Below are 21,244 nucleotides of genomic sequence, written 5' to 3'. Positions count from 1 at the left end.
CTATTTTCCAGCCAAGCGATAAATCGTTTCAGCATAAATATCCATTGCCTTATACAGATCGTCAATCACAGTTCGTTCATTGGCTTGATGTTCTGTTTGCAAAGCACCAGGGAAAAGTGCACCAAAAGCTACACAATTTGGCATAGTACGAGCAAATGTAGCACCGCCAGAAGACACAGCAGGGCTATCATCATTGGTTTTTTCTTTATAGACAGCCATTAAGGTGCTGACCAATTCACTATCAAGTGGCACATATAACGGTGCAAGATGGTCAAATTCTTCATAACGTAATTGATATTTTTCAGCAATTTGACTTAGTTCTCGTACTAATTTATCTTTGTCAGCAAGAACTGGAATCCGCAAATCAATCCGAATCTCGGACTCGTCTTGATTTATAGTTAGCCCAGAAACATTGAACGACAAGGTTCCTGAAGGCTCATCTGAAATTTCACCAAACAAGCTGCTGCCTGTAGCATCTTCACCAACTGCTTCTGCCATAAATTGAATAGTAGAGTGTTGAACAAGTGGATTTAGCCCCATTGCCAAACGTACAATAGCATTCACTCCCTCAGCTGCATCTTTTGAATGCTTAGGGACACCAATGACTGTTACTGTATCTGCAGTTCGTTCGTATTCAAAAGCCTGTTTTTTCAATTCAACTTCTAATGAATCTGCTAAATTTCCCGTATAGCTTGCTTTTGCAGGTACAACATTAAAGGCTTCTCCTGCTTCAATAGCAAGTTCTTGCGAACCTGAACCATGTAACTTAATCTGCAGCAAACCTTTTTCAGCATAAGTCAGCGGGAAAGAAGAATCCGGTGCAAAACCAAGCGTCGCTGTTTCCTCCAGCTCATTGTAACGAGCCATACAGCGCCACAGAGTTTCTTCGTCTGTACCATAGATGAAACGAATCCGCTTGTTAAATGTCACACCTGCATCCATCAATGCTTTAACAGCATAAAGTGCAGCTAGGGACGGACCTTTATCATCTTGCACCCCACGTCCATGTATCCAACCATCTTTTATAGTTGCTTCAAATGGAGGAGTTTCCCAATCGGACAAATCTCCCACTGGAACAACGTCTAAATGGCAGAGAACGGCCAGGAGTTCTTCTCCCTGACCAATTTCTGCATATCCATAATAGCCTTTAGGATCAATGTAAGTTTTAAAACCTAAACTCCTAGTGAGCTCTAGCATTTTTTCTAAGACGTTTTGAATAGATTGTCCGAAAGGTGTTCCGTTTTCTCCTTCATTAAGAACTGATGGGTAGGAAACGATTGTTTTCAGCGATTCTAAATAATCAGACTTAATTTCTTCGGTTAAAAATTGTTTCATAAAGAACACCTCGTTATTTTCCTATTATAAGAACGTTCCTAAAATAAGAAGTAGAATACTTACTACAAAGATTCCTGCAACCAATTTTGCAACGAATTTCCACCAAGTACCCAAATCAATACGTCCAAGAGCAAGTGCCCCCATAACGATACCAGATGTTGGAGTAACAAGGTTCAAAAGACCAGAAGCAGATTGGTAAGCAGTGATAATCAAGCTTGCTTGCACATTGACAAATTTTCCAAGTGGTGCCATAATTCCCATTGTTGCACTGGCAAGACCAGATGTTGATGGGATGAGGAACGACATTGGTAGATAGAAAATGTAAGTCAATACGATGAATACTTGAGATGATAGACCCTTGAGTCCTACTTCACCCCAGTGAAGGATTGTAGCCGTAATCATACCATCGTTCATGATAACTTGAATACCACGAGCAACAGCTACGATAAGTGCAACACCAAGCAAATCAGTTGCACCATTGATAAATACAGTGATGAAGCGATCTTCTTTCATGCGGTAAACAAAACCAATGATAATACCCATAACTGCAAAAAGCATTGCTCCTTCTGGGAAGTACCAAGTACCTAATGCAGAAGTTGATGTACCCACAATTTTACCAATGAACGGAAGTCCAATCAACCATTTATTGAAACTTTCAAAAATAGTTACCTTCAAGTCTGTCCATGGAATGAAACTCATAATCATGAGAACAAAGGTCAAGACAAAGAGTACCAACACTTGTTTTTGTTTCTTGCTAAGAGTGGATTCTACATTAGCAACTGCATCTACATTGAAATGTTTTAAATCTTCTTCACGATGACTGTAAACCAAAGATTTTGTAGGATCTTTTTGAATCTTATCCGCATAACGATAAACGAAATACGTACCAAGTGCTGTCATTACAACAAAGAAGATTAACCGAAGAACGATACCGTCACCAGTACCTACACCTGCTGTCGCAGAAGCTATACCTGTAGCAAATGGATTCAGAGTAGAAGCCAAACATCCAATTTGAGAACCAAGAAGGATAATAGCCACCGCAGTCAAACTATCAAATCCTACTGCCATCATAACTGGCACAAGAAGTGGATAGAAAGCCATGGTTTCTTCACCCATACCATAAGTGGATCCGCCAAGAGCAAACAAAGGCATCAAGACTAAAATCAACATCTTTTCGCGGCCTTTGTACTTCTTCACGATAGAAGCAATCCCTACATCAAGGGCACCTGTTTCGTTGACAACACCAAGGAAACCACCAACCATCAGAATAAAGAAGGCAACATCAATTGCTGCTGATGTTGGTTCTTTCCCAAGCATAGCACGAATCGGAGCCATTAAGACATCCCAAATCCCTTGCGGATTTTGAGCAACAGTCTTATAGGTTCCTGTAATTAGATTACCAGACTTATCAGCATCATATTGACCAGCTGGAATAATCCAGGTCAATACTGCCATAATGGCAATGATAATCATCAAAACGGTATAAGATGACGGCATCTTAAACCCTTTTTTTGCTTTTTCACTCATTTGTTTTCCTCCTAAATGTAACAAATTGTAAAAATTTAACCGAATCCCATTTTCAGAAAGCGCTTCCTTTGACTATATTTTAACATATTCAAATGAAAAATACTAGTCATTTTCAAAAAAATTATCATTTTACAACAGTAAAATAGACTTAAAGAAAGCAAATCTAAAAATAGGAAACACCGACATTGTTTTAAAAAGTTTTATTACAGTCTTAAACTTATAAATGATAACACTCTGTTATCCTTTTTCAATAATCGTTCCGCTTTCAGACTCAATTAAAGCACCTAAGTTTTCAAGAGAAGTAATGACAGCTTCGCCTTCTGGTCGATCATTTACAAAGGCAATAGCTGCTTGCACTTTAGGTAACATACTTCCTGGTGCAAACTGTTCTTGCTTGATGTATTCTTCAAGCTGAGCTACATTAACACGCTCTAACTTAGCTTGATCTGGTTTATTGTAGTTCACATAAACATAGTCAACACCTGTCAAGACAATGAAAAGATCTGCTTCGACCAATTCAGCCAGACATTGTGAAGCAAAGTCTTTGTCAATTACTGCTTCTACGCCGGCAAGATGACCATTGTCTTCCTTGATAACAGGAATGCCGCCACCACCAGCAGCCACAACGACATGTCCTGCATTGATGAGTGTACGAATAGTTTCAATTTCTTTGATTCCAACTGGTTTTGGTGAAGCAACTACTTTTCTCCAGCCACGTCCAGCATCTTCTTTGAAAGTAGCTCCACTCTTTTCAGCTTCTGCTTTTGCTTCTTCCTCTGTGTAGAATGGTCCGATTGGTTTGCTCAAATTTGTGAAAGCTGGGTCGTTTTTGTCAACCACGACTTGTGTCACAACAGAAGCAACTTCTTTTTCAATCCCTTCTTCACGTAAAGCATTTTGAAGAGCATTTTGCAACCAGTAGCCGATACTTCCTTCTGTCATCGCAACGAGCGAATCAAGCGGGAATGCTGGATTTTTTTCAGAATCTGCTGCTAAATGTTGCAATAAAAGATTTCCAACTTGCGGTCCATTTCCATGAGTGATAATCAAGTCATCACCATTTTTAATCAATTTTACAAGATGACTTGCTGTTTCTGCTAATGCTTCTTGTTGTGCTTTAGCTGATGGATCAGATGAAAGGATGGCATTTCCTCCCAAAGCCACAACGATTTTCCGATTTGCCATAAATAATTAGCCTCCTTAGAGTTTTCTCATTATAGTGTTTCAATTTCATTTTAGTAGTCCAAGATAGAATCCAGCTGCAACAAACGTAGGAATGAGGTTAGAATAGCATTGTCTCAGACTACATTTCTCTGAGAGTGACTGCATCAGTAATTATAGTTGTTTGTTCTATCGCCTTTTTCCTCTATTAACATCATACTAAAATGAACACAAGAACTATCAAAAATGAGGACTGGACTAAAGCTATTAGTCGCAGCCCTCATAGCTGTTGGTAAACGGTTTTGGTTTTAAATTATACTTTTGGAATATAAAGGTTACCAAGAGTTGCTGCCATAACTGCTTTAATAGTATGCATACGGTTTTCAGCTTGGTCAAATTGGCGAGCGTATTTGCTGCGGAATACTTCGTCAGTTACTTCCATTTCTTCAACGCCGAATTTTTCAGCAACATCTTTACCATAAACAGTATTTGTATCATGGAAAGCTGGTAAGCAGTGCAAGAAGATCAAATCTTCATTGTCAGCTTTCTTAATCAAATCCATATTTACTTGATAAGGTTTCAACAGTGCAACACGTTCTGCAAATTTGTCTTCTTCACCCATAGATACCCAAACGTCTGTGTAAAGGACATCCGCACCTTTAACAGCTTCATCTGCATTGTCAGTAATTAAGACATGTGCGCCACTTTCTTTCGCATATCCTTCTGCCAATTTCACAATATCTTCAGCTGGGAAGAGTTCTTTTGGAGAAAAGATATGAACATTTACACCGAGGATAGCACCTGTTACAAGGAGACTGTTTGCAACGTTATTGCGTCCGTCACCACAGTAGACAAGAGTCAAGCCTTCCAAACGCCCAAAGTTTTCTTGAACTGTCAAATAGTCAGCTAACATTTGAGTTGGATGCCATTCGTCTGTCAAACCATTCCATACAGGAACGCCTGAAAATTCTGCTAGTTCTTCTACCATACGTTGGCTAAATCCACGGAATTCAATCCCGTCAAACATACGTCCCAATACTTTAGCTGTATCTTCAGTAGATTCTTTCTTGCCAAGCTGAATGTCGTTAGCTCCTAGATATTCTGGATGAGCGCCAAGATCAATCGCTGCTGTTGTGAAAGCTGCACGAGTACGAGTTGAAGTTTTTTCAAACAAGAGAGCAATATTTTTACCTGCTAGGTAGTGATGTTCAATATTGCGTTTCTTCAAATCTTTCAAGTGAGCTGCTAAACCAATAAGGTATTCTAATTCTGCACGTGTAAAATCTTTTTCTGCCAAGAAGCTGCGTCCTTGGAACACTGAGTTTGTCATTCTATTATTTCCTCTTTCTAATCTTAAAGTTCTTCACGTTCAAATGGCATTGACATACAACGAGGTCCACCACGACCGCGAACCAATTCACTTCCGCGAATCTTAATCAAACGAAGTCCGTATTCTTCAAGAATCTTATTTGTAACAACGTTACGGTCATATACCACTACTACACCTGGTGCTATTGTAAGGGTGTTTGAACCGTCGTTCCATTGTTCACGAGCAGCTGCAACAGCATTTCCGCCACCGCAACGAATCAAATGAACTTTATCAATACCAAGATTCTTAGCTAACAATTCAGCCAAATCGCCTTTTTCTTCTGCAATATGAAGTTTTTCATTTTCATAAGTAACAGAGTAAACGCGAAGGTCGCCTTCAATTTCTGGGTGAATCGTGAATTTGTCATAGTCAACCATTGTGAAGACTGTATCTAAGTGCATGAATTTACGATTATTAGCAAATTCAAATGCAATCACTTTCTTAAAGCCAACATTCTTCTTGAAGATATTAACCAAAAGTTTTTCAATAGATGCTGCGTCTGTACGTTGTGAAATACCTACTGCAAGGACATCTTTAGAAAGAACGAGTTCATCTCCACCTTCAATACGAGTTGTTTCTTCACGGTTATAAACCAAGTCAACATTGCCACCATATACTGGGTGGTATTTGAAAATGTATTTACCATAAAGTGTTTCACGATTACGTGTATCTGAGTACATGTGGTTCAATGACACCGCATTACCAATTGTAGCAAATGGGTCACGTGTGAAATAAAGGTTTGGCATTGGGTCAATGGCAAATGGATAGTCTGATTCTACCAAGTCAGTCAGTCCTTTAGCTTCTTCAGGAATTTCTGGCAATTCTGCTTTTTGGAAGCCTGCCATTGTCTTTTCAACCAACTCAAGGTTATCTTCTATACCATGAAGAATGTCGCGAATAGCAACTTTTGTTTGTGCTCCGCGAATATTTGCTTCGTCAAGATATTCTTCAATAAATTCGTTACGAATTTCTGGAGAAATCAATGATTCAGCAGTCAATTTTTCGAGGTAAAGAACTTCAATACCTTCTTTACGTAGAGCGTCTGCGAATGCATCGTGTTCTTTTTGAGCATCTTCCAAGAATGGAATATCGTCAAAAAGTAGACGTTCCAAATGGTCTGGCATCAAGTTTTCCAACTCTTTACCAGGACGATGTAGCATAACTTTTTTCAGTTTTCCTATTTCTGAGAAAACATGAATAGGATGTGTAGACATCTTATGTCCTCCTCTTTTTTTCTTTGTGACTTAAGTTTCCTTAAGTTCTATTTACATGTCATATTGTAATATCTTTTGTTTTCGTTTTCACAATCAATTATACATTTAAAATGCCAAATCCTTTGCTTTTTTTAAAAGAAATTCAGATATTTACCCAAAATAAAACGCTTTCTATAAATATTTTATGCATTTTATTGATTTTATGAATAATTATTTTTTAGAAACAAATGAAGTTTTTGAGGATATTTTTAAATGTTTAGGTTTCTAAATTAAAAAAGGACCAAAAATTGCTTTTTGGACTGCAATTCTGTCCTTCTTTTCTACATATCTTCAAAATACTTTAAAAAGTATTCTTTATTCAAAAAGACGAGTTTCTTTCGATTATATTGAATAATGTTTTCTTCTGTCAATTTTTTCAACACTTGATTAACTGTTTCACGAGTGGTCGCCCCCAACTTGGCTAACTCTTTCATACTAAGGGCAAAAGGAATATCATCTCTATCTTGACAAAAATCAATACATAAAATTGAAATCACTTGGATAACTCGCTCTGTCGCACTCGCTAAAACGGAATTTCGCAAGCGTAATTCATGGAAACGCAAAATATTTGATAACTTATGCGTAATGAATAACATTTGCTCTATAATTTGTTTGGAATAGTATTCATACAAGTCAACAGGAATCGAAAAGTATTCTAAATCCGTCACAGAAATCCCAGAATAATGATAATCTTTATCTTCAAACATGCCACCATAAGGAAACATGGTATTTTCTTTCACATAATCAATGTAATTAAACGAATCTGTCTGATCATACTGCTCAATCCGAACATAACCCTTATAAATCAAAAAAAGTCGCTCTCGCTTATCTCCAGAAAAGAAAATAATTTGCCCTTTTGGCACTTTGCGAAATTGAATTTCAACCGCTATTTTATCAAAATGTTCAACTGGTAAATTTTCAAAAGCAGGATGTTCCCTAATGTAACGATAATGCTCTTTGTTAATCATGATATCCTTGTGATCCTTTTTTACATTCTGTTCTCATTATAACACAAAAGGGCTTCAATCTTAAAGAGAACCCTTACATTTTTCTGAAATTTGTTCTTTTTACAACGTGTCCTTCACCCTATAAATATATGCATCTTAATTCATATTCACTCGATGCCATTCATTGATGACATAGGCCAATTGTCCAACTTGCGTAATACCAACGCCGCTAATCTCATCGCTTTCGGAAGTCGTTCCCCCTAGACCTGCTGTATAAAGGGCAATCAAATAAGGCTTTGCTTCACATACAACTGCGTCTATATTCAGGGCTTCTGCAACGTAACCTGGCTTTTGGTAGATTGGAATATCTCTTACATATCGTTTATAGTATTCGTTTGGAAAAGATTCACCGATATAATACAAAATCTCTTTATACTTCTCCTGATGTTTCCAAAGATAATCCAATACCTGAATATAATAATCCGTCGTTGTTTGATTCTGTTGGTTGATTGTCTTAATCTCGCCCTTTCCTTTTCCATAGCGCTGATACATCGTATAGGCTTTATCCAAGCCACCTAAGCGTTCCGCTAAAGCATAAGCAGGTGTATTTTCAGAATAGAGAAGAGAGTATTCCTGCATCTCAGGAATGTTCATTGTCCCATTAAATGCCGCTACGTAATTATTGTGTTCACCGATATATTCATAGCGAGTATGTGTAATATCAAACCGCTCGGTTAGTGATAAATTTCCCTTTTCTACCTCATCAACGACCAACATATTTAATGGCAATTTGTAAGTTGAGCCTGCTGTCATCGGCTGCGTCTCATTCATAGCATAGGTTTGCCCACTCGTTAAATCCTTATAAGAAAATGCAACTTGTGAATGTTCAATACCCATTTCATCAAGATAAGCCTGTACAACTTGAACCAAATTTAGATTGGCATAATCATAATACAAACCATAGGCACCCATTACCGGCAAATCAGCTTCCATGACCTTCTGCTTTTCTTCCATACTTTTTATTGGAACACGAGTGGCTGGTTTTGACTCTTTTGACGGACTTTTTTTCTTTTCTTGACTAACTGTGTAACTTTTAGCTACCTTCGTATGATGTGGCTTTCTAGCTTGCCCAAAGTGCACAGCACTTAACACCAACACACCACACATCATAAAGCAACCAAGCAAACAAAGAATTATTGTCTTTTTACTCACGCACTTCTCCTAACTTATATACCTCATTATATAGGAAGAATGAAAAAATGACAAGATATGATAAACAGAATCATCAATTATTTTCAACTTCCTTTATTGTATATATACAGTATAAAGTAACAATTCTAGTTCATTTAAAATAAGCCTGAATGGTAGCTTTCACATCCTAAATAGTGTTTTTTAACCATTTAAGACATCAGAACTACCATTTAAGATTAAAATACTCTTTTTCTTGCGTATTTTGAGAAAATAACATTACAAAACGAAAGGAAAACATTATAGTGAATTTTAAAAAATCGTTTGTTCCACAAATAGATGCTAGAGATTGTGGTGTTGCTGCTCTGGCTTCCATTGCTAAATACTATGGTTCAAATTATTCTTTAGCACACTTGAGAGAGCTCGCAAAGACAAACAAAGAAGGGACAACTGCACTTGGAATTGTCAAAGCAGCAAAAGAAATGGGCTTTGAAACCCGACCAATCCAAGCAGACATGACATTGTTTGATACAGAAGAGCTTCCCTATCCTTTCATCGCACATGTCAACAAAGACGGCAAGCTTCAACACTATTATGTCGTTTATAAAAACGAGCAAAAGCACTTGCTTATCGGTGATCCTGATCCAACTGTCAAAATAACTAAGATTAGCAAAGAACAATTTACTAAAGAATGGACAGGTGTTGCTATCTTTCTCGCCCCAAAACCTAGCTATAAACCTCATAAGGATAAGAAAAATGGACTTGCTAGCTTTTTACCACTCATCTTTAAACAGCGTTCTTTGATTTTTTATATTGTCTTAGCTAGTTTGCTCGTGACCCTCATCAACATTGTTGGCTCCTATTATCTGCAAAGTGTTTTGGACGAATACATCCCAAATCAGATGAAATCAACTCTTGGGATTATTTCGATTGGACTTATCATTGCCTACATCTTACAGCAAATGATGAGTTTTTCAAGAGACTACCTGCTAACAGTACTCAGTCAACGATTAACAATTGATGTGATTTTGTCTTATATTCGGCATATTTTTGAATTGCCAATGTCCTTTTTTGCGATGAGACGCACTGGAGAGATTATTTCTCGTTTTACAGATGCCAACTCTATTATTGATGCTCTAGCTTCAACTATCCTGTCTTTCTTTCTTGATTTGTTCATTGTGATGATTGTCGGTAGTGTTCTTTTACTGCAAAATGTCAATCTCTTTTTACTCACTTTGCTTGCAATTCCTATCTACGCTCTCATTATTTTTGTTTTTATGAAGCCCTTTGAAAAAATGAACAACGATGTTATGCAAAGCAATGCTATGGTACATTCTGCCATTATCGAAGATATCAATGGAATTGAAACTATTAAATCCTTAACCAGTGAAGAAAGTCGTTACCAGAAGATTGATAGCGAGTTTGTTGATTATCTGGATAAAACTTTCAAATTAAGTAAATATTCCATTATGCAGACCGCTCTCAAACAAGGAGCACAATTTGTTTTGAATGTGGTCATTCTCTGGGTTGGAGCGTCCTTAGTCATGTCTCAAAAGATTTCAATTGGTCAACTGATTACTTTTAATGCACTCCTTTCGTATTTTACAAGCCCGCTTGAAAGTATTATCAATCTTCAAACCAAACTGCAATCAGCTAAAGTTGCCAATCATCGACTGAATGAAGTTTATCTGGTAGAATCCGAATTCAAAACCAAACAAGTCCTTACGGAGAAAAATTTCTTAGCTGGTGATATTACTTTTCATAACGTCTCCTATAAATATGGCTTTGGACGAGATACTTTATCAGATATTAGTTTAACTATCAAGAAGGGAGATAAAATCAGTCTTTTCGGTATTAGCGGTTCGGGAAAAACAACACTTGCTAAGATGATTGTTCATTTTTATGAGCCTTATCAAGGACAAATTCGCCTCAATGGAAATGACCTCAAGACAATTGATAAGAAAGTTCTTCGGCAATATATCAACTACTTACCTCAGCAAGCTTACATCTTTAGTGGTTCCATTCTAGACAACCTCACATTAGGAGCCGATCAAACAGTTTCTCAATCAGATATTCTTCGTGCCTGTGAAATTGCAGAAATTCGTTCAGATATCGAACAAATGCCCATGGGATACCAGACAGAATTGTCTGACGGAGCTGGATTATCTGGTGGACAAAAGCAACGAATTGCACTTGCACGCGCTCTGCTGACGAAATCTCCCATTCTCATTTTAGATGAAGCAACGAGTGGATTAGATGTTTTAACAGAGAAAAAAGTCATTGATAATCTCATGAAATTACCCGACAAAACCATTATTTTTGTTGCTCATCGTCTCAGCATTTCAAAGCGTACAAATCAGATTATCGTCCTTGACCAAGGAAAAGTGACTGAAATTGGTTCTCATACTGAATTGATAGGAAGAAAAGGTTTTTATTATCATCTATTTAATAAATAAGGAGTAAATTATGAATCCCAATCTGTTTAAAAGTGCAGAATTTTATCATCGAAGATACCACAACTTTGCGACTGTTCTCATTCTGCCTTTGGTAGTCTTCGCTCTATTTCTTGTCCTCTTTTCCTTTGTCGGGCAAAAAGAAGTGACTGTCAAATCCATTGGCGAAATCACACCAACGAAAGTCATTGCCATGATTCAGTCAACTAGTGACAATACGGTTCTGACCAATCATTTAGCTGAAAATAAGACCGTCACCAAAGGAGAGCTGTTGGTTCAATATACAAAAAATATAGATTCTTCTCAACAAACAACCATTGAAACGCAACTTGCCACTTACCAGCGCCAAAAAGCAGAATTAGAAACATTAAAAAACAGTTTACATCAGGGAACAAATCTTTTTACAGGCAAAGATGAGTTTGGCTATGCCAACACATTTAACATTTTTATCAAACAATCAGAAGATTTAACTATCGGCATTTCAAAAAATAATTCTGAAGTTAGTAAGCAAGTGTCTTTAACCAATCAAACAATTGCTACTATTGATCAGCAAATGAACGAATTAACAAAACAAATCAATGATTATCATGAATTGTATAATGCCATTTCTAGCAATGCCTCAAATTTGCCAAAAAGCAATCCTCATCAAGCAACCTTTAACTTATATAAAAATGAATATCACGTCAAACATGATTCGTCAACTACAAATCAATACTTAGCTCAAATTGATACAAAGATATCCAGCCTAAATTCTTCCATTGCCAATCTAAAGATTCAAAAAGCTGGCACTGGAACTGCGACGACCTATGATAATAGCCTTTCGACTAAGATTGAGGTACTTCGCACACAATTTATCCAAACAGCAGACCAACAGTTAGCAAGTCTTACGACACAAATTACTGATTTGCAAAATCAATTGAACCAAGCAAATGCTCAGCTTCAAAACAATCAGTTAACTGCTCCTGAAACAGGTATTCTTCATATCAGCAGTACGCTCAAAGGAAAGACTTTACTACCAAAAGGAACGGAAATTGCTCAGATTTATCCAGATATTACGAAAACAAAAGAAGTTCTTATCACCTATTACGTTCCTTCAACCTATATGACCAATTTAAAAAAGGGACAAACTTCCCGCCTTACTCTAGAAAAAATTGGAAATCAGACAATCACTATTATCGGTAAAATTAACAGCATTGACACTTCTGCTACTGAAACAAAACAGGAAAACCTGTTTAAAATCACTGCAAAAGCCTCCGTATCTAAAAAAGATAGCCAAATCTTGAAGTACGGTTTGCAAGGACGAGTAACGAGTGTCATTGCGAAAAAATCATTCTTTCATTACTACAAAGATAAACTGTTAAACAACGTTGAATGATCGTTTAAGACGAAATCAATTCCGTTTAAGATCCAATGATACACAAAGCAAAATTTAGTTTATAATAAATTTATCAAAAAGGGGGTTCCTATTATGGACAAAGAACAAACACTTAATCACTTTCATACTCTCACAGACCAAGAACTTGAACAAATTGTTGGTAGTGGCTGGTTAGAGAAGCTACTTTCTCCTTACTTAAATAAATATAAATTAGGTCAATCCAGCCAAACTAATTTAGGATAATATACAAAATCATTACTGAATTTAATTACAGTAATGATTTCCTTTTATTTGAATCTCAATTGTCTGACGAAAACAATAATTTTGACTAGTTGTATTAAGCGAAACATTAGGATATCTATCCAAAATAGATATTACATTATGCAGTCCCACTCCTCTCGTAGCCCCTTTCGAACTAACTCCCAAGTCAAAGATTTGTGAAATATCCACACTTTCTTCTTTTACTGAATTTTCAACGGAAAATATCTGCTTTTGTCCTGATGAAACATAGGCAATCGTCATATTTGGAGCAGCAGCTTCAATAGCATTATCGCACAAAACGGAGACAATAGTGATAAAGTCAACTAATTCCATTCCCTGTGAATAAATATCTTCTGGAATCTCCAATGAAACTGCCACATTATGTTCTTGAGCTTGTGCACACTTAGCTGCTAACAGGCTCTTTAAAGCATCATTTTTGATATGGATTAATCGTCCAATATCATACTTTGGATTACGAAAGTGCTTATTGGAATCTTTTAACACTGAGTCATAAACATTTTTTACAATTTCTATATCATTTTGCTCAATTCCTAATTTCAAAGTCGTTAAAATATTTGCGTAATCATGCCGAAAACTCCGAACTTCTGTATATAATCCCTCAATATGATGACTGTAGTCTTTCAAATTTTTTAACTGCAAATCTTTTTGGAACATTAAATCACTTTGAATCCTTTCTCGTAAACGCTTATCCAAATAATTTGCAGCACTCATGAAAAGGATAAGATAAAAGACTACCAAACTTTCTCTAAAAACTAATGTTTGTGCACCACTCTCATTCTCTAAATAAGCCAAGATTTGAACAATTAAATGGTAAATTATCATACTCAAATTTACAAAGATTAAAACTTTTTTATCTTTTTGGTCAATCAATTGAAATGATAATGTCTTAAAATTATATTGAATCAATCGTAAAAAAGGCAATACCATTAAAGCAGCCATAATCGATGTCATAATCGGCCCCAACAAACTTTTATTAAGTCTTACCACACCAAATCCAAATAAGGGAAATATAAAAAAGATTATCAAACGTTGTATCAAATTCCATAACGTAATCGGAAAAAGCCCATAAAAAATCTTTAATGTTTTACTATAAGACTTTCCAATAATCCAAGCAAATATCAAGGAATAGGTCGGACCTATTAAGTACGAAAATAAACTATTTGGGATAGCAGAAAAACTTATACTATAAAGTAAATTTGTTAAAATTGCTACTAGATATATTTTACTTGTTAATTTTTGGCCACTAACATAAGAAAAAAGAAACAATAACAGAAACATATCTAAAACTACTAATAATAGTTGTATTATCTATCATCTCCTCCGATGTAGGGCTGCAACTACTTCTAACACCCCCTTTAATTTTGTTCTTGCAATAAGGCAAGTAGCACCGTTTGGGAAATAAAGGATACGTTCTTTTTTCTCTATTCGAGCAATGTTCGCAGGGTTAACAACAAAGGAACGGTGACATTTATATAGCCGTTTTTCTTGCTCTAAAATATCTGAAAGATTAGCAGTAAATTCTGTCCGTCCTCTATATGTGTAAAGGACTAAGCGATGAGGGCGAGACGAAGTTTCTATATAAAGGATGTCTTTAAATGGAACTTGAATCTGTGCATTAGGAGACTCAAAAATAAAGGAGTCATCCGCCAGTCCTTTTCCCGTCATACTATTAGCGTGAAACAACGCAGTTTCTATCCGTGCTTTAAAGGCTTTATTGGATAAAGATTTGTCGATATAATCAAGAGCAGCAACCTGTAGTCGAAAAGCAGTAGGCATCAATTCAGAATGACTGGTTACAAACACGATGACTGCATAAGGAGCTATTTCGCGTATCTTTTTGGCAACATCTAAGCCCTTTTTTCTTCGGTTTTTATTTCAATATCTAAAAAGAAAACCTGATGACTTCCCTTCTCAGATATGGCTTCTAGTAATTGTTTAGGTTTTCCAAAGACTTCAAAATTGTGATATTGTAGATGATGTTCTTCTAGAATCTCTTTAATAATCGTTTCAATGCGATATTGTTGCACAATGTTATCTTCTAATATAAAAATATTCATTTCATGATTCTCCCTATCATATAATTTATTATATAAAAAGAATAAGAAATTCACAAAAATAAAATGAAAGAATATTCTGTATATTCAAAATAATTAAACAAAAATAAACAAGCTAATACCTATCAACTTGTTTTCACCTATTAAAAAAAGAAATGAAAATAAATCCAATTATAAATGATATACCAAATAGAAGCTATAAAAGTATATACATTCCATGATATATGAAAGAAAATCTGGAGTCGTATATTTTTACAATAACGATAAAATAGAGACATTGCAAACCCACTTAAGAAATAAAAGCTGAGATTGACCCAATCTCTTTGAAGTAAGACCATATGCCCCAATGCAAACAGACTAGCTAAAAATAAGACATCTAAATAATATTTTGACTTAACAAAAATACGAGACATGACATAACCTCGGTAAAAGAGTTCCTCAATTATTGGAGAAATCAACATTGTTATCAAAACGCTACAAATCTCAAATAGTTTACTCCCAGTCCAAATACCAACCTTACTATAAAGTTTTGCATTCATGGTTGTCCGAGCCATATACTGCACCAGCTCTTGTCTAATATGCGTTAAGAAGTAAAATATAAAACACAAAGCAAGCAACCCTAGTATATCTCCTCTACGGATCTTTTTCTTTTTAAAAATAGAATATAAATTTGCTCGTTTCAAGAGATAAATGATGAAGAATAGCAACAAAATCTCTTGAACCAACACCATCACACCAACTGCATCTAAATTCCACTTAAACAAAATAGCAATATGAAGCGCTACTGTTTCCGGAAAGCCAGCTAGCAAAATAGTGAAAAATATTAGAAAAATAAATGAACATGCTAGTTTCTTCATCACGTCTCCTGATTTTAATTATGGACGAACTCCATATGCCCATGCAGTCATACGTGCGTGTAAAGCTTGTGGGCTTAATGCTTGGCTATAATATGATGGTGGCGGAAACTCACCACGATATGCTTCAAAAGTGTATCCACCACCGTTATAGTTGGCTAAGTCTTGTTCCGACAATTCTCTAAATGTTAAATGATTCATAGATATTCCTCTTTTCTATAATTTATTTTTGTAACGTTACATTCTCATTTTATCAACTTTTTATAAAAAATTTCCGGAAAATCCTGAATGGTAATTCTGATGTCCTGAATGGGCAAAAATATCGTTCAGTACATATGACGACTATTTAAGATTTTGCTCATCCATACATCATATTATATGGTAAGATAATTCTACAGGAGGAAAAATTATTATTGTCGGAGAAAATATTGATTATGAGCTATTATTTAAAAATCACTATCTCGTTTTTGGTGTGATTGACAGAACAAACGATCATTCTCTGAAATTCTTCAAACAACAAATCTGGTTTTATTTGGAAGGAATTTATAGGTAATTTTACTATAACAGAAAAAAACGAACCTAATCAGATTCGTTTTTTCTATCTCATTGCACACCTTATTTTGCTGCTGCGTACAATTCATTAACCTTATTCCAGTTGATGACTGAGAAGAATGCTTTGATGTAATCTGGACGAACATTGCGGTACTTCACATAATAAGCATGTTCCCAAACATCAATTCCTAAAATTGGTGTTTTCCCTTCAGAGATTGGTGTGTCTTGATTAGCAGTTGAAGTCACTTCTAATTTACCATCATTATTGACCACCAGCCAAGCCCAACCTGAACCAAAGCGACTTGCCGCAGCTGTTGTAAATGCTGCTTTGAAGTCATCAAATGAACCAAATGTTGCTTCAAGGTCTGCTGCTAATGCTGCTGATGGCTCTGTCTTTTCTGGTGTCATCAATTCCCAGAAAAGAGCATGGTTGAGATGACCACCACCGTTATTGATAACAGCTTGACGAATATCCGCTGGAATAGTTGCCACATCTGACAAAAGTTGCTCCAAATCCTCACCGATTTCAGGGTGTTTTGCCAGAGCTGCATTTACATTATTGACATAAGTATTGTGGTGTTTGTCATGATGCAAGTGCATCGTTTCTTCGTCAATATACGGTTCCAAAGCGTCGTAAGCATAAGGTAGATCAGGTAAAATAATTGCCATTGGTTTGTTCCCCTTTTTCATTTTATATGAAAATGATAACGTAGACCTACAAAATTTTCAACTTATTTGCTTATAAGTTGTGGGTAGCAATCTTTAACAAAGCCAAGTCAAATAAGTAACTTTTCTCATAAACTCCAGACTTGATTTGGTAATCTGTTTCAATCAAGCAAGCAAGTACTTTTTTTAGAAAATCAAGCTGTAAAGATCGCACATCACGCAAAGCATATTTGATTTGAAAAGGATTCACCTTTCGTCCTAAATAACTGGACAAGTCTGCTACAATCTGACTTTCATTACGTCCATTTTCAAAGAGGATTTTCACTTGTGCAAATATACGAAACTGTCCCAACATAATCGCAATCAGCTTAATTTCATCTTCACCTTGCAATGTCAAGTCTCGCACCAGGCTTCTTGCCGCATCTACCTTTTGATGCAAAATCATCTGGGTAAGATCAAAAATATTATCCTGTAAAGTTTTTGGAATTGCTTCAGCAATGTCATCGCTTGTAATGATGCCATCTTTTTTATAATCCTTTAAAAAAGCTAAGTTTTTACTAATTTCACTAAAATCAAAGCCGGATTTGACAAACAATTCCTCGAAAACTGGTGAACTAAATTCTAATCCTTGTTCCTGAGCCAACTTACTAAAGTATGCCCGCAGCTCCTGCTCTTTTGGCTCACTTGCTTCAAAAATTTTACCATCTCGCTTGAGCAATTTTACAATTCGCCGTTTACTGTCTAACTTCCCTTCTGCAAAAATGACTAATTTTGTCGTATCGGCAGGATTTTCCAAATATTGCTCAAAAGATTTTAGCTCATCATCCGTCAAATAGCATTTTTTAGCTGTTGTCACATCCAAAAAATGATCCAAAATGACGATCTTCTCTTCAGAAAAGAAGGGCAAACTCACTAGATCAATCTCCACATCTGGATAAACGGCTTCTTTCATATCAAAGTAAGTCATATTTAAATCTGCAGCATCGTATTGAATTTGACGTAAAAATTGTGATTTCATCAATTCAAATTGCCCTGTATCATCACCAGTCAAAATCGTCAAACTAGGTAGATTTGTCAGATTTACAGCTTTGCACTCTTCAATCGCTAACACCATGATCTCCTTTTATAAATTTACGTTTCTCTCTTCACGTGTTGTTTATTCTATTAAATTAAATACCTTTATAAATCTCAACTAAGTGCTGAACTTTAACAAGAATTTGCTGTTTTTTCAACTCTCGAGCTCCCTTACGACGAGAGGTTGGTGGAATGATTTCATCCAAATCTGTTCCACTATTTTCCGCATATCCCCGTTGAATCGCCCGATCAATGAATAATTGATAGCCATCTACTAGCTTTTCAGACTCTGCCAATTCACGAATAGCGACTGCTTTACGTTCTTTACCATAAGCATAGAATGCATTGATAATCTCATCATGATCTTTCAGATTCGCTAAATCAGTATCATTGATAAATCCAATAACCAACTCTTCTTTGGCACGAATATCAATACTAGAACGAATCACACGACTAACTTCTGCTTTCATTGCCTCTTTGGACTCAGAATTCTTAGATTTTTCAACAATCAATGCCAGAATATAATCTAGATTAATCTCATCTGTTTTTAAGAGTTCAATTTCAAATTCAACATCTGAAAGGTCAACCTCTAAATCTTTGCTCTTTCCATAGTTTTTAAGATTTAAGAATTCATCTCGAATTTCTACATAAGCACTCTTCAAATCTTGGAGATATCCTTCTGAGATTGGTTTGTCTAACTCTTGGAATTCATCGTAGTTTCTGAGAACATTGTCTAGTTTCAGCAATTCACCAAATAGCTTGACAAACTCTTTTTTATCATTTTCTGTTTTAATTTCTTGTGGATTTGGGAATCTCTCAAGAATTTCCCGACAGACTTCTGTATATCCTTTGACCTCGATACCCGTTACTTGATCCACGAAACCATCCATGTATTCACTAAAGCTTTTTTCTAAGATAATTTCAAGCTTATTTGTGTCTCCAAAAGTCTTAATAGCTTCTTGCGTAGCCTTTTCTAAATCACGGAAACAAACAATATTTCCAAAAGGTTTAACCTTATTAAAAATTCGATTGGTTCTCGAGAATGCCTGAATCAAACCATGATAACGTAGGTTTTTATCGACAAAGAGAGTATTCATAGTCGGAGCATCAAATCCCGTCAAGAACATTCCCACTACAATTAGAAGGTCCACTTCCTTGGACTTAACTCGTTTAGAAAGGTCACGATAGTAATTTTGAAACTCTTTACCATCGGTTGAGAAGTTGGTCTTGAACATGTGATTATAGTCATCAATCGCCCTAGAAAGAAACTCTTTAGAAGATAGAGGCATAGCTGTATCTTGAGGTTCTAGCTCTTCGTCTTGAATTTCCCCATAAGCAGACTGTTCTTCGTTAGGTGCAAAGCTAAAGATGGTAGCAACTTTCAAACGCTTAGCCTCTGGTAAAGCTGCTTGTTGTCGATGGAGTTCGTCATAGTATAACTTAGCAGCTTCAATACTTTGTACTGCTAACATGGCGTTAAATCCAGACATCTGTTTTTGTTTATGGGTATAGTGTTGATTTCGGTGCGTTTTGGTATTATAAACTCTCAACAGGTAGTCAGTGATTGTCGCTATCCGCTCTGGATGGAGAAGAAGTTCTTTCTCCATCTTTTTGAGTTTCTTCTCATCAAGCTCTTGACCGACTGCCTTTTCTGCGTCTCTATATTTATTGATTTCAGGCTTGATATAGTTATAGTCAACCTTGAACTTCAATACTTTTTTATCTCGAATAGCATCTGTGATAACGTAGTTATGAAGTTGTTCTCCAAAGACTTCTTGTGTCGTTTCACCCGTCAAGCTATTTTCTGGGAAAATCGGTGTTCCTGTAAAGCCAAATAGAGCATACTGTTTAAAAGCCTTCTTAATACGCTTTTGCGCCTTCCCAAACTGAGAGCGATGACATTCATCAAAGATTAGAACACATTTTTTACTATAGATTTCATGGTTTGGATTCGCAGTTATAAATTTATTTAACTTTTGAATGGTTGTGACAACGATTCGATCATCATTTTCTTCGATACTTCGTTGAAGCTCTTTGGTATTGTTGCTACCATTGACTGAATTTGGCTGGAATTTTTGATACTCCTTCATGGTCTGATAGTCAAGGTCTTTTCTATCGACCACAAAAATCACTTTGTCAATGTAGTCCAACTCTGTTGCCAAGCGCGCAGTCTTAAAGCTAGTCAAAGTTTTTCCTGACCCCGTTGTATGCCAGATATAGCCACAAGCATTGATAGTGCCAAAGTTCTTCATTTCATTGGAAGAATGAATCTTGCGCAAGATACTCTCAGTTGCTGCTATCTGATAAGGGCGCATGATGAGCAAGGTATTATCAGCATCAAAAACACAATACTTGGTCAAAACTTCCAAAAGGACTCGCTTACTTAAGAAAGTGACAGTAAAGTCTTCTAGGTCGTGGATTGTTTTATTCTTGCGGTCTGCCCACTCACAGGTGAACTCATAGTGATTTTTATTTTGAGCAGTCGTATTTGCAAAGTAGCGTGTATAAGTCCCATTCGAAATCACAAAAATCTGAATGTATTTGTATAAAGAATTTTCGCTATTGAAGCTTTCCTTGCTATAACGGTGAACCTGATTAAAGGCTTCTTGCAGACTAACTCCACGTCTCTTTAATTCAATCTGAACTAAAGGGAGGCCGTTTACTAGGATGGTCACATCATAACGGTTGGTATGACTCCCCACCTGGGTCACTTGATTGATGACCTGCATGCTGTTGTTGTGAATGTTTTTCTTATCAAGGATAAAAATATTTTTAATCCGTCCATCATCAAAGACAAAGTCGTAGATATGATTTTCTTGGATTTTTCGTGTTTTTTCAACTAGTCCTTCATTGGGACAGTCCAGATACTCCACTACAAAGCGATTCCACTCAGTCTCCGTAAAGGTTACCTTATTAAGTTTTTCAATTTGGAGCTTGGCATTTGCTAAAAGCTCTTTAGGTGTATGAATATTTAAGCGTTCGTAGTTGAGATGATTTACTAAATCAGAAATCAACCGATTTTCTAAATCTGCTTCTGACTGATACTCTCTATCTGTGCGATACTCTGGTTGATATTCAGCCAAGAGAATCCCTTCATTTGTTTCCGCAATTACTTCATGTACTTTTGAATAATCAACCATAGCATGCTTCCTTT

At 36.1% G+C, this 21,244-nt stretch carries 16 protein-coding genes and 1 pseudogene; 3 read left to right on the top strand and 14 right to left on the bottom strand.

Translation table 11 applies throughout. The features are described 5' to 3' along the window. The 7 genes from HMPREF2933_RS06500 to HMPREF2933_RS06470 all read right to left on the bottom strand — a co-directional run bounded on the left by HMPREF2933_RS06500 (window position 1) and on the right by HMPREF2933_RS06470 (window position 8,804). Window positions 1–1,335 (bottom strand): dipeptidase, encoded by a 1,335-nt coding sequence (locus tag HMPREF2933_RS06500; protein ID WP_024051966.1) that lies wholly within the window; start codon window positions 1,333–1,335, stop codon window positions 1–3. Between the two features lie 24 nt (window positions 1,336–1,359). Beyond that, window positions 1,360–2,862 (bottom strand): YfcC family protein, encoded by a 1,503-nt coding sequence (locus HMPREF2933_RS06495; protein WP_024051967.1) that lies wholly within the window; start codon window positions 2,860–2,862, stop codon window positions 1,360–1,362. Window positions 2,863–3,099: 237 nt separating this feature from the next. Beyond that, window positions 3,100–4,047 (bottom strand): carbamate kinase, encoded by a 948-nt coding sequence (arcC, locus tag HMPREF2933_RS06490; protein WP_003025409.1) that lies wholly within the window; start codon window positions 4,045–4,047, stop codon window positions 3,100–3,102. A gap of 289 nt (window positions 4,048–4,336) precedes the next feature. Continuing rightward, window positions 4,337–5,353, bottom strand: coding sequence for an ornithine carbamoyltransferase (gene argF, locus HMPREF2933_RS06485; RefSeq protein ID WP_003028184.1), 1,017 nt, complete (start codon window positions 5,351–5,353; stop codon window positions 4,337–4,339). A 23-nt stretch (window positions 5,354–5,376) separates the two neighbouring features. Continuing rightward, window positions 5,377–6,606 (bottom strand): arginine deiminase, encoded by a 1,230-nt coding sequence (arcA, locus tag HMPREF2933_RS06480; RefSeq protein ID WP_021001457.1) that lies wholly within the window; start codon window positions 6,604–6,606, stop codon window positions 5,377–5,379. A gap of 320 nt (window positions 6,607–6,926) precedes the next feature. Beyond that, the gene (locus tag HMPREF2933_RS06475; protein WP_024051968.1) at window positions 6,927–7,613 is read right to left on the bottom strand and encodes a Crp/Fnr family transcriptional regulator; all 687 of its coding nucleotides are present in this window, start codon (window positions 7,611–7,613) and stop codon (window positions 6,927–6,929) included. 135 nt (window positions 7,614–7,748) lie between these two features. Next, entirely contained in the window at window positions 7,749–8,804 is a 1,056-nt protein-coding gene (locus HMPREF2933_RS06470) for a serine hydrolase (protein ID WP_024051969.1), read from the bottom strand. A 281-nt stretch (window positions 8,805–9,085) separates the two neighbouring features. On the opposite strand from HMPREF2933_RS06470, the gene HMPREF2933_RS06465 reads away from it, so the two are divergent. The 3 genes from HMPREF2933_RS06465 (at window position 9,086) to HMPREF2933_RS06455 (ending at window position 12,851) form a co-directional block, all read left to right on the top strand. Then, window positions 9,086–11,236, top strand: coding sequence for a peptide cleavage/export ABC transporter (locus HMPREF2933_RS06465; RefSeq protein ID WP_024051970.1), 2,151 nt, complete (start codon window positions 9,086–9,088; stop codon window positions 11,234–11,236). Window positions 11,237–11,246: 10 nt separating this feature from the next. Further along, window positions 11,247–12,608, top strand: a complete 1,362-nt coding sequence (locus HMPREF2933_RS06460) for a bacteriocin secretion accessory protein (RefSeq protein WP_070672666.1) — start codon at window positions 11,247–11,249, stop codon at window positions 12,606–12,608. A gap of 93 nt (window positions 12,609–12,701) precedes the next feature. Beyond that, window positions 12,702–12,851 carry a ComC/BlpC family leader-containing pheromone/bacteriocin gene (locus HMPREF2933_RS06455; RefSeq protein ID WP_022526763.1) on the top strand — a complete coding sequence of 50 codons (150 nt, stop codon included), beginning with the start codon at window positions 12,702–12,704 and terminating at the stop codon, window positions 12,849–12,851. 21 nt (window positions 12,852–12,872) lie between these two features. On the opposite strand, the gene HMPREF2933_RS06450 is transcribed toward HMPREF2933_RS06455, so the two are convergent. From HMPREF2933_RS06450 to HMPREF2933_RS06420, 7 genes and pseudogenes are all read right to left on the bottom strand, one after another. Next, on the bottom strand, window positions 12,873–14,168 hold the full coding sequence (locus HMPREF2933_RS06450) for a sensor histidine kinase (protein WP_024051972.1): 1,296 nt from the start codon (window positions 14,166–14,168) through the stop codon (window positions 12,873–12,875). A 33-nt stretch (window positions 14,169–14,201) separates the two neighbouring features. Next, window positions 14,202–14,947: pseudogene (locus HMPREF2933_RS06445) on the bottom strand (response regulator transcription factor). 140 nt (window positions 14,948–15,087) lie between these two features. Further along, a complete protein-coding gene (locus tag HMPREF2933_RS06440; protein ID WP_070672665.1) occupies window positions 15,088–15,801 on the bottom strand; it encodes a CPBP family intramembrane glutamic endopeptidase in 714 nt (237 codons plus the stop codon). Between the two features lie 18 nt (window positions 15,802–15,819). After that, window positions 15,820–15,999, bottom strand: coding sequence for a hypothetical protein (locus tag HMPREF2933_RS06435; RefSeq protein WP_070672663.1), 180 nt, complete (start codon window positions 15,997–15,999; stop codon window positions 15,820–15,822). Between the two features lie 414 nt (window positions 16,000–16,413). Beyond that, window positions 16,414–17,019 (bottom strand): superoxide dismutase, encoded by a 606-nt coding sequence (locus HMPREF2933_RS06430; RefSeq protein WP_003040044.1) that lies wholly within the window; start codon window positions 17,017–17,019, stop codon window positions 16,414–16,416. A 70-nt stretch (window positions 17,020–17,089) separates the two neighbouring features. Further along, on the bottom strand, window positions 17,090–18,127 hold the full coding sequence (gene holA, locus HMPREF2933_RS06425) for a DNA polymerase III subunit delta (RefSeq protein ID WP_070241624.1): 1,038 nt from the start codon (window positions 18,125–18,127) through the stop codon (window positions 17,090–17,092). 58 nt (window positions 18,128–18,185) lie between these two features. Beyond that, window positions 18,186–21,230 (bottom strand): type I restriction endonuclease subunit R, encoded by a 3,045-nt coding sequence (locus HMPREF2933_RS06420; RefSeq protein WP_024051977.1) that lies wholly within the window; start codon window positions 21,228–21,230, stop codon window positions 18,186–18,188. Window positions 21,231–21,244: the final 14 nt, after the last annotated feature.

This window comes from Streptococcus sp. HMSC066F10, from assembly GCF_001813805.1.
Lineage (GTDB): Bacteria > Bacillota > Bacilli > Lactobacillales > Streptococcaceae > Streptococcus > Streptococcus vaginalis.
Note: the sequence above shows the minus strand (reverse complement) of the source record. Positions and strands in the feature narration are given on the sequence as shown.

Bases quoted from the DNA above. Each gene is read 5' to 3' on its own strand.
- HMPREF2933_RS06500 (WP_024051966.1), bottom strand. From the start codon at position 1,335: ATGAAACAATTTTTAACCGAAGAAATTAAGTCTGATTATTTAGAATCG.
- HMPREF2933_RS06495 (WP_024051967.1), bottom strand. From the start codon at position 2,862: ATGAGTGAAAAAGCAAAAAAAGGGTTTAAGATGCCGTCATCTTATACC.
- arcC (WP_003025409.1), bottom strand. From the start codon at position 4,047: ATGGCAAATCGGAAAATCGTTGTGGCTTTGGGAGGAAATGCCATCCTT.
- argF (WP_003028184.1), bottom strand. From the start codon at position 5,353: ATGACAAACTCAGTGTTCCAAGGACGCAGCTTCTTGGCAGAAAAAGAT.
- arcA (WP_021001457.1), bottom strand. From the start codon at position 6,606: ATGTCTACACATCCTATTCATGTTTTCTCAGAAATAGGAAAACTGAAA.
- HMPREF2933_RS06475 (WP_024051968.1), bottom strand. From the start codon at position 7,613: ATGATTAACAAAGAGCATTATCGTTACATTAGGGAACATCCTGCTTTT.
- HMPREF2933_RS06460 (WP_070672666.1), top strand. From the start codon at position 11,247: ATGAATCCCAATCTGTTTAAAAGTGCAGAATTTTATCATCGAAGATAC.
- HMPREF2933_RS06455 (WP_022526763.1), top strand. From the start codon at position 12,702: ATGGACAAAGAACAAACACTTAATCACTTTCATACTCTCACAGACCAA.
- HMPREF2933_RS06450 (WP_024051972.1), bottom strand. From the start codon at position 14,168: ATGTTTCTGTTATTGTTTCTTTTTTCTTATGTTAGTGGCCAAAAATTA.
- HMPREF2933_RS06440 (WP_070672665.1), bottom strand. From the start codon at position 15,801: ATGAAGAAACTAGCATGTTCATTTATTTTTCTAATATTTTTCACTATT.
- HMPREF2933_RS06435 (WP_070672663.1), bottom strand. From the start codon at position 15,999: ATGAATCATTTAACATTTAGAGAATTGTCGGAACAAGACTTAGCCAAC.
- HMPREF2933_RS06430 (WP_003040044.1), bottom strand. From the start codon at position 17,019: ATGGCAATTATTTTACCTGATCTACCTTATGCTTACGACGCTTTGGAA.
- HMPREF2933_RS06420 (WP_024051977.1), bottom strand. From the start codon at position 21,230: ATGGTTGATTATTCAAAAGTACATGAAGTAATTGCGGAAACAAATGAA.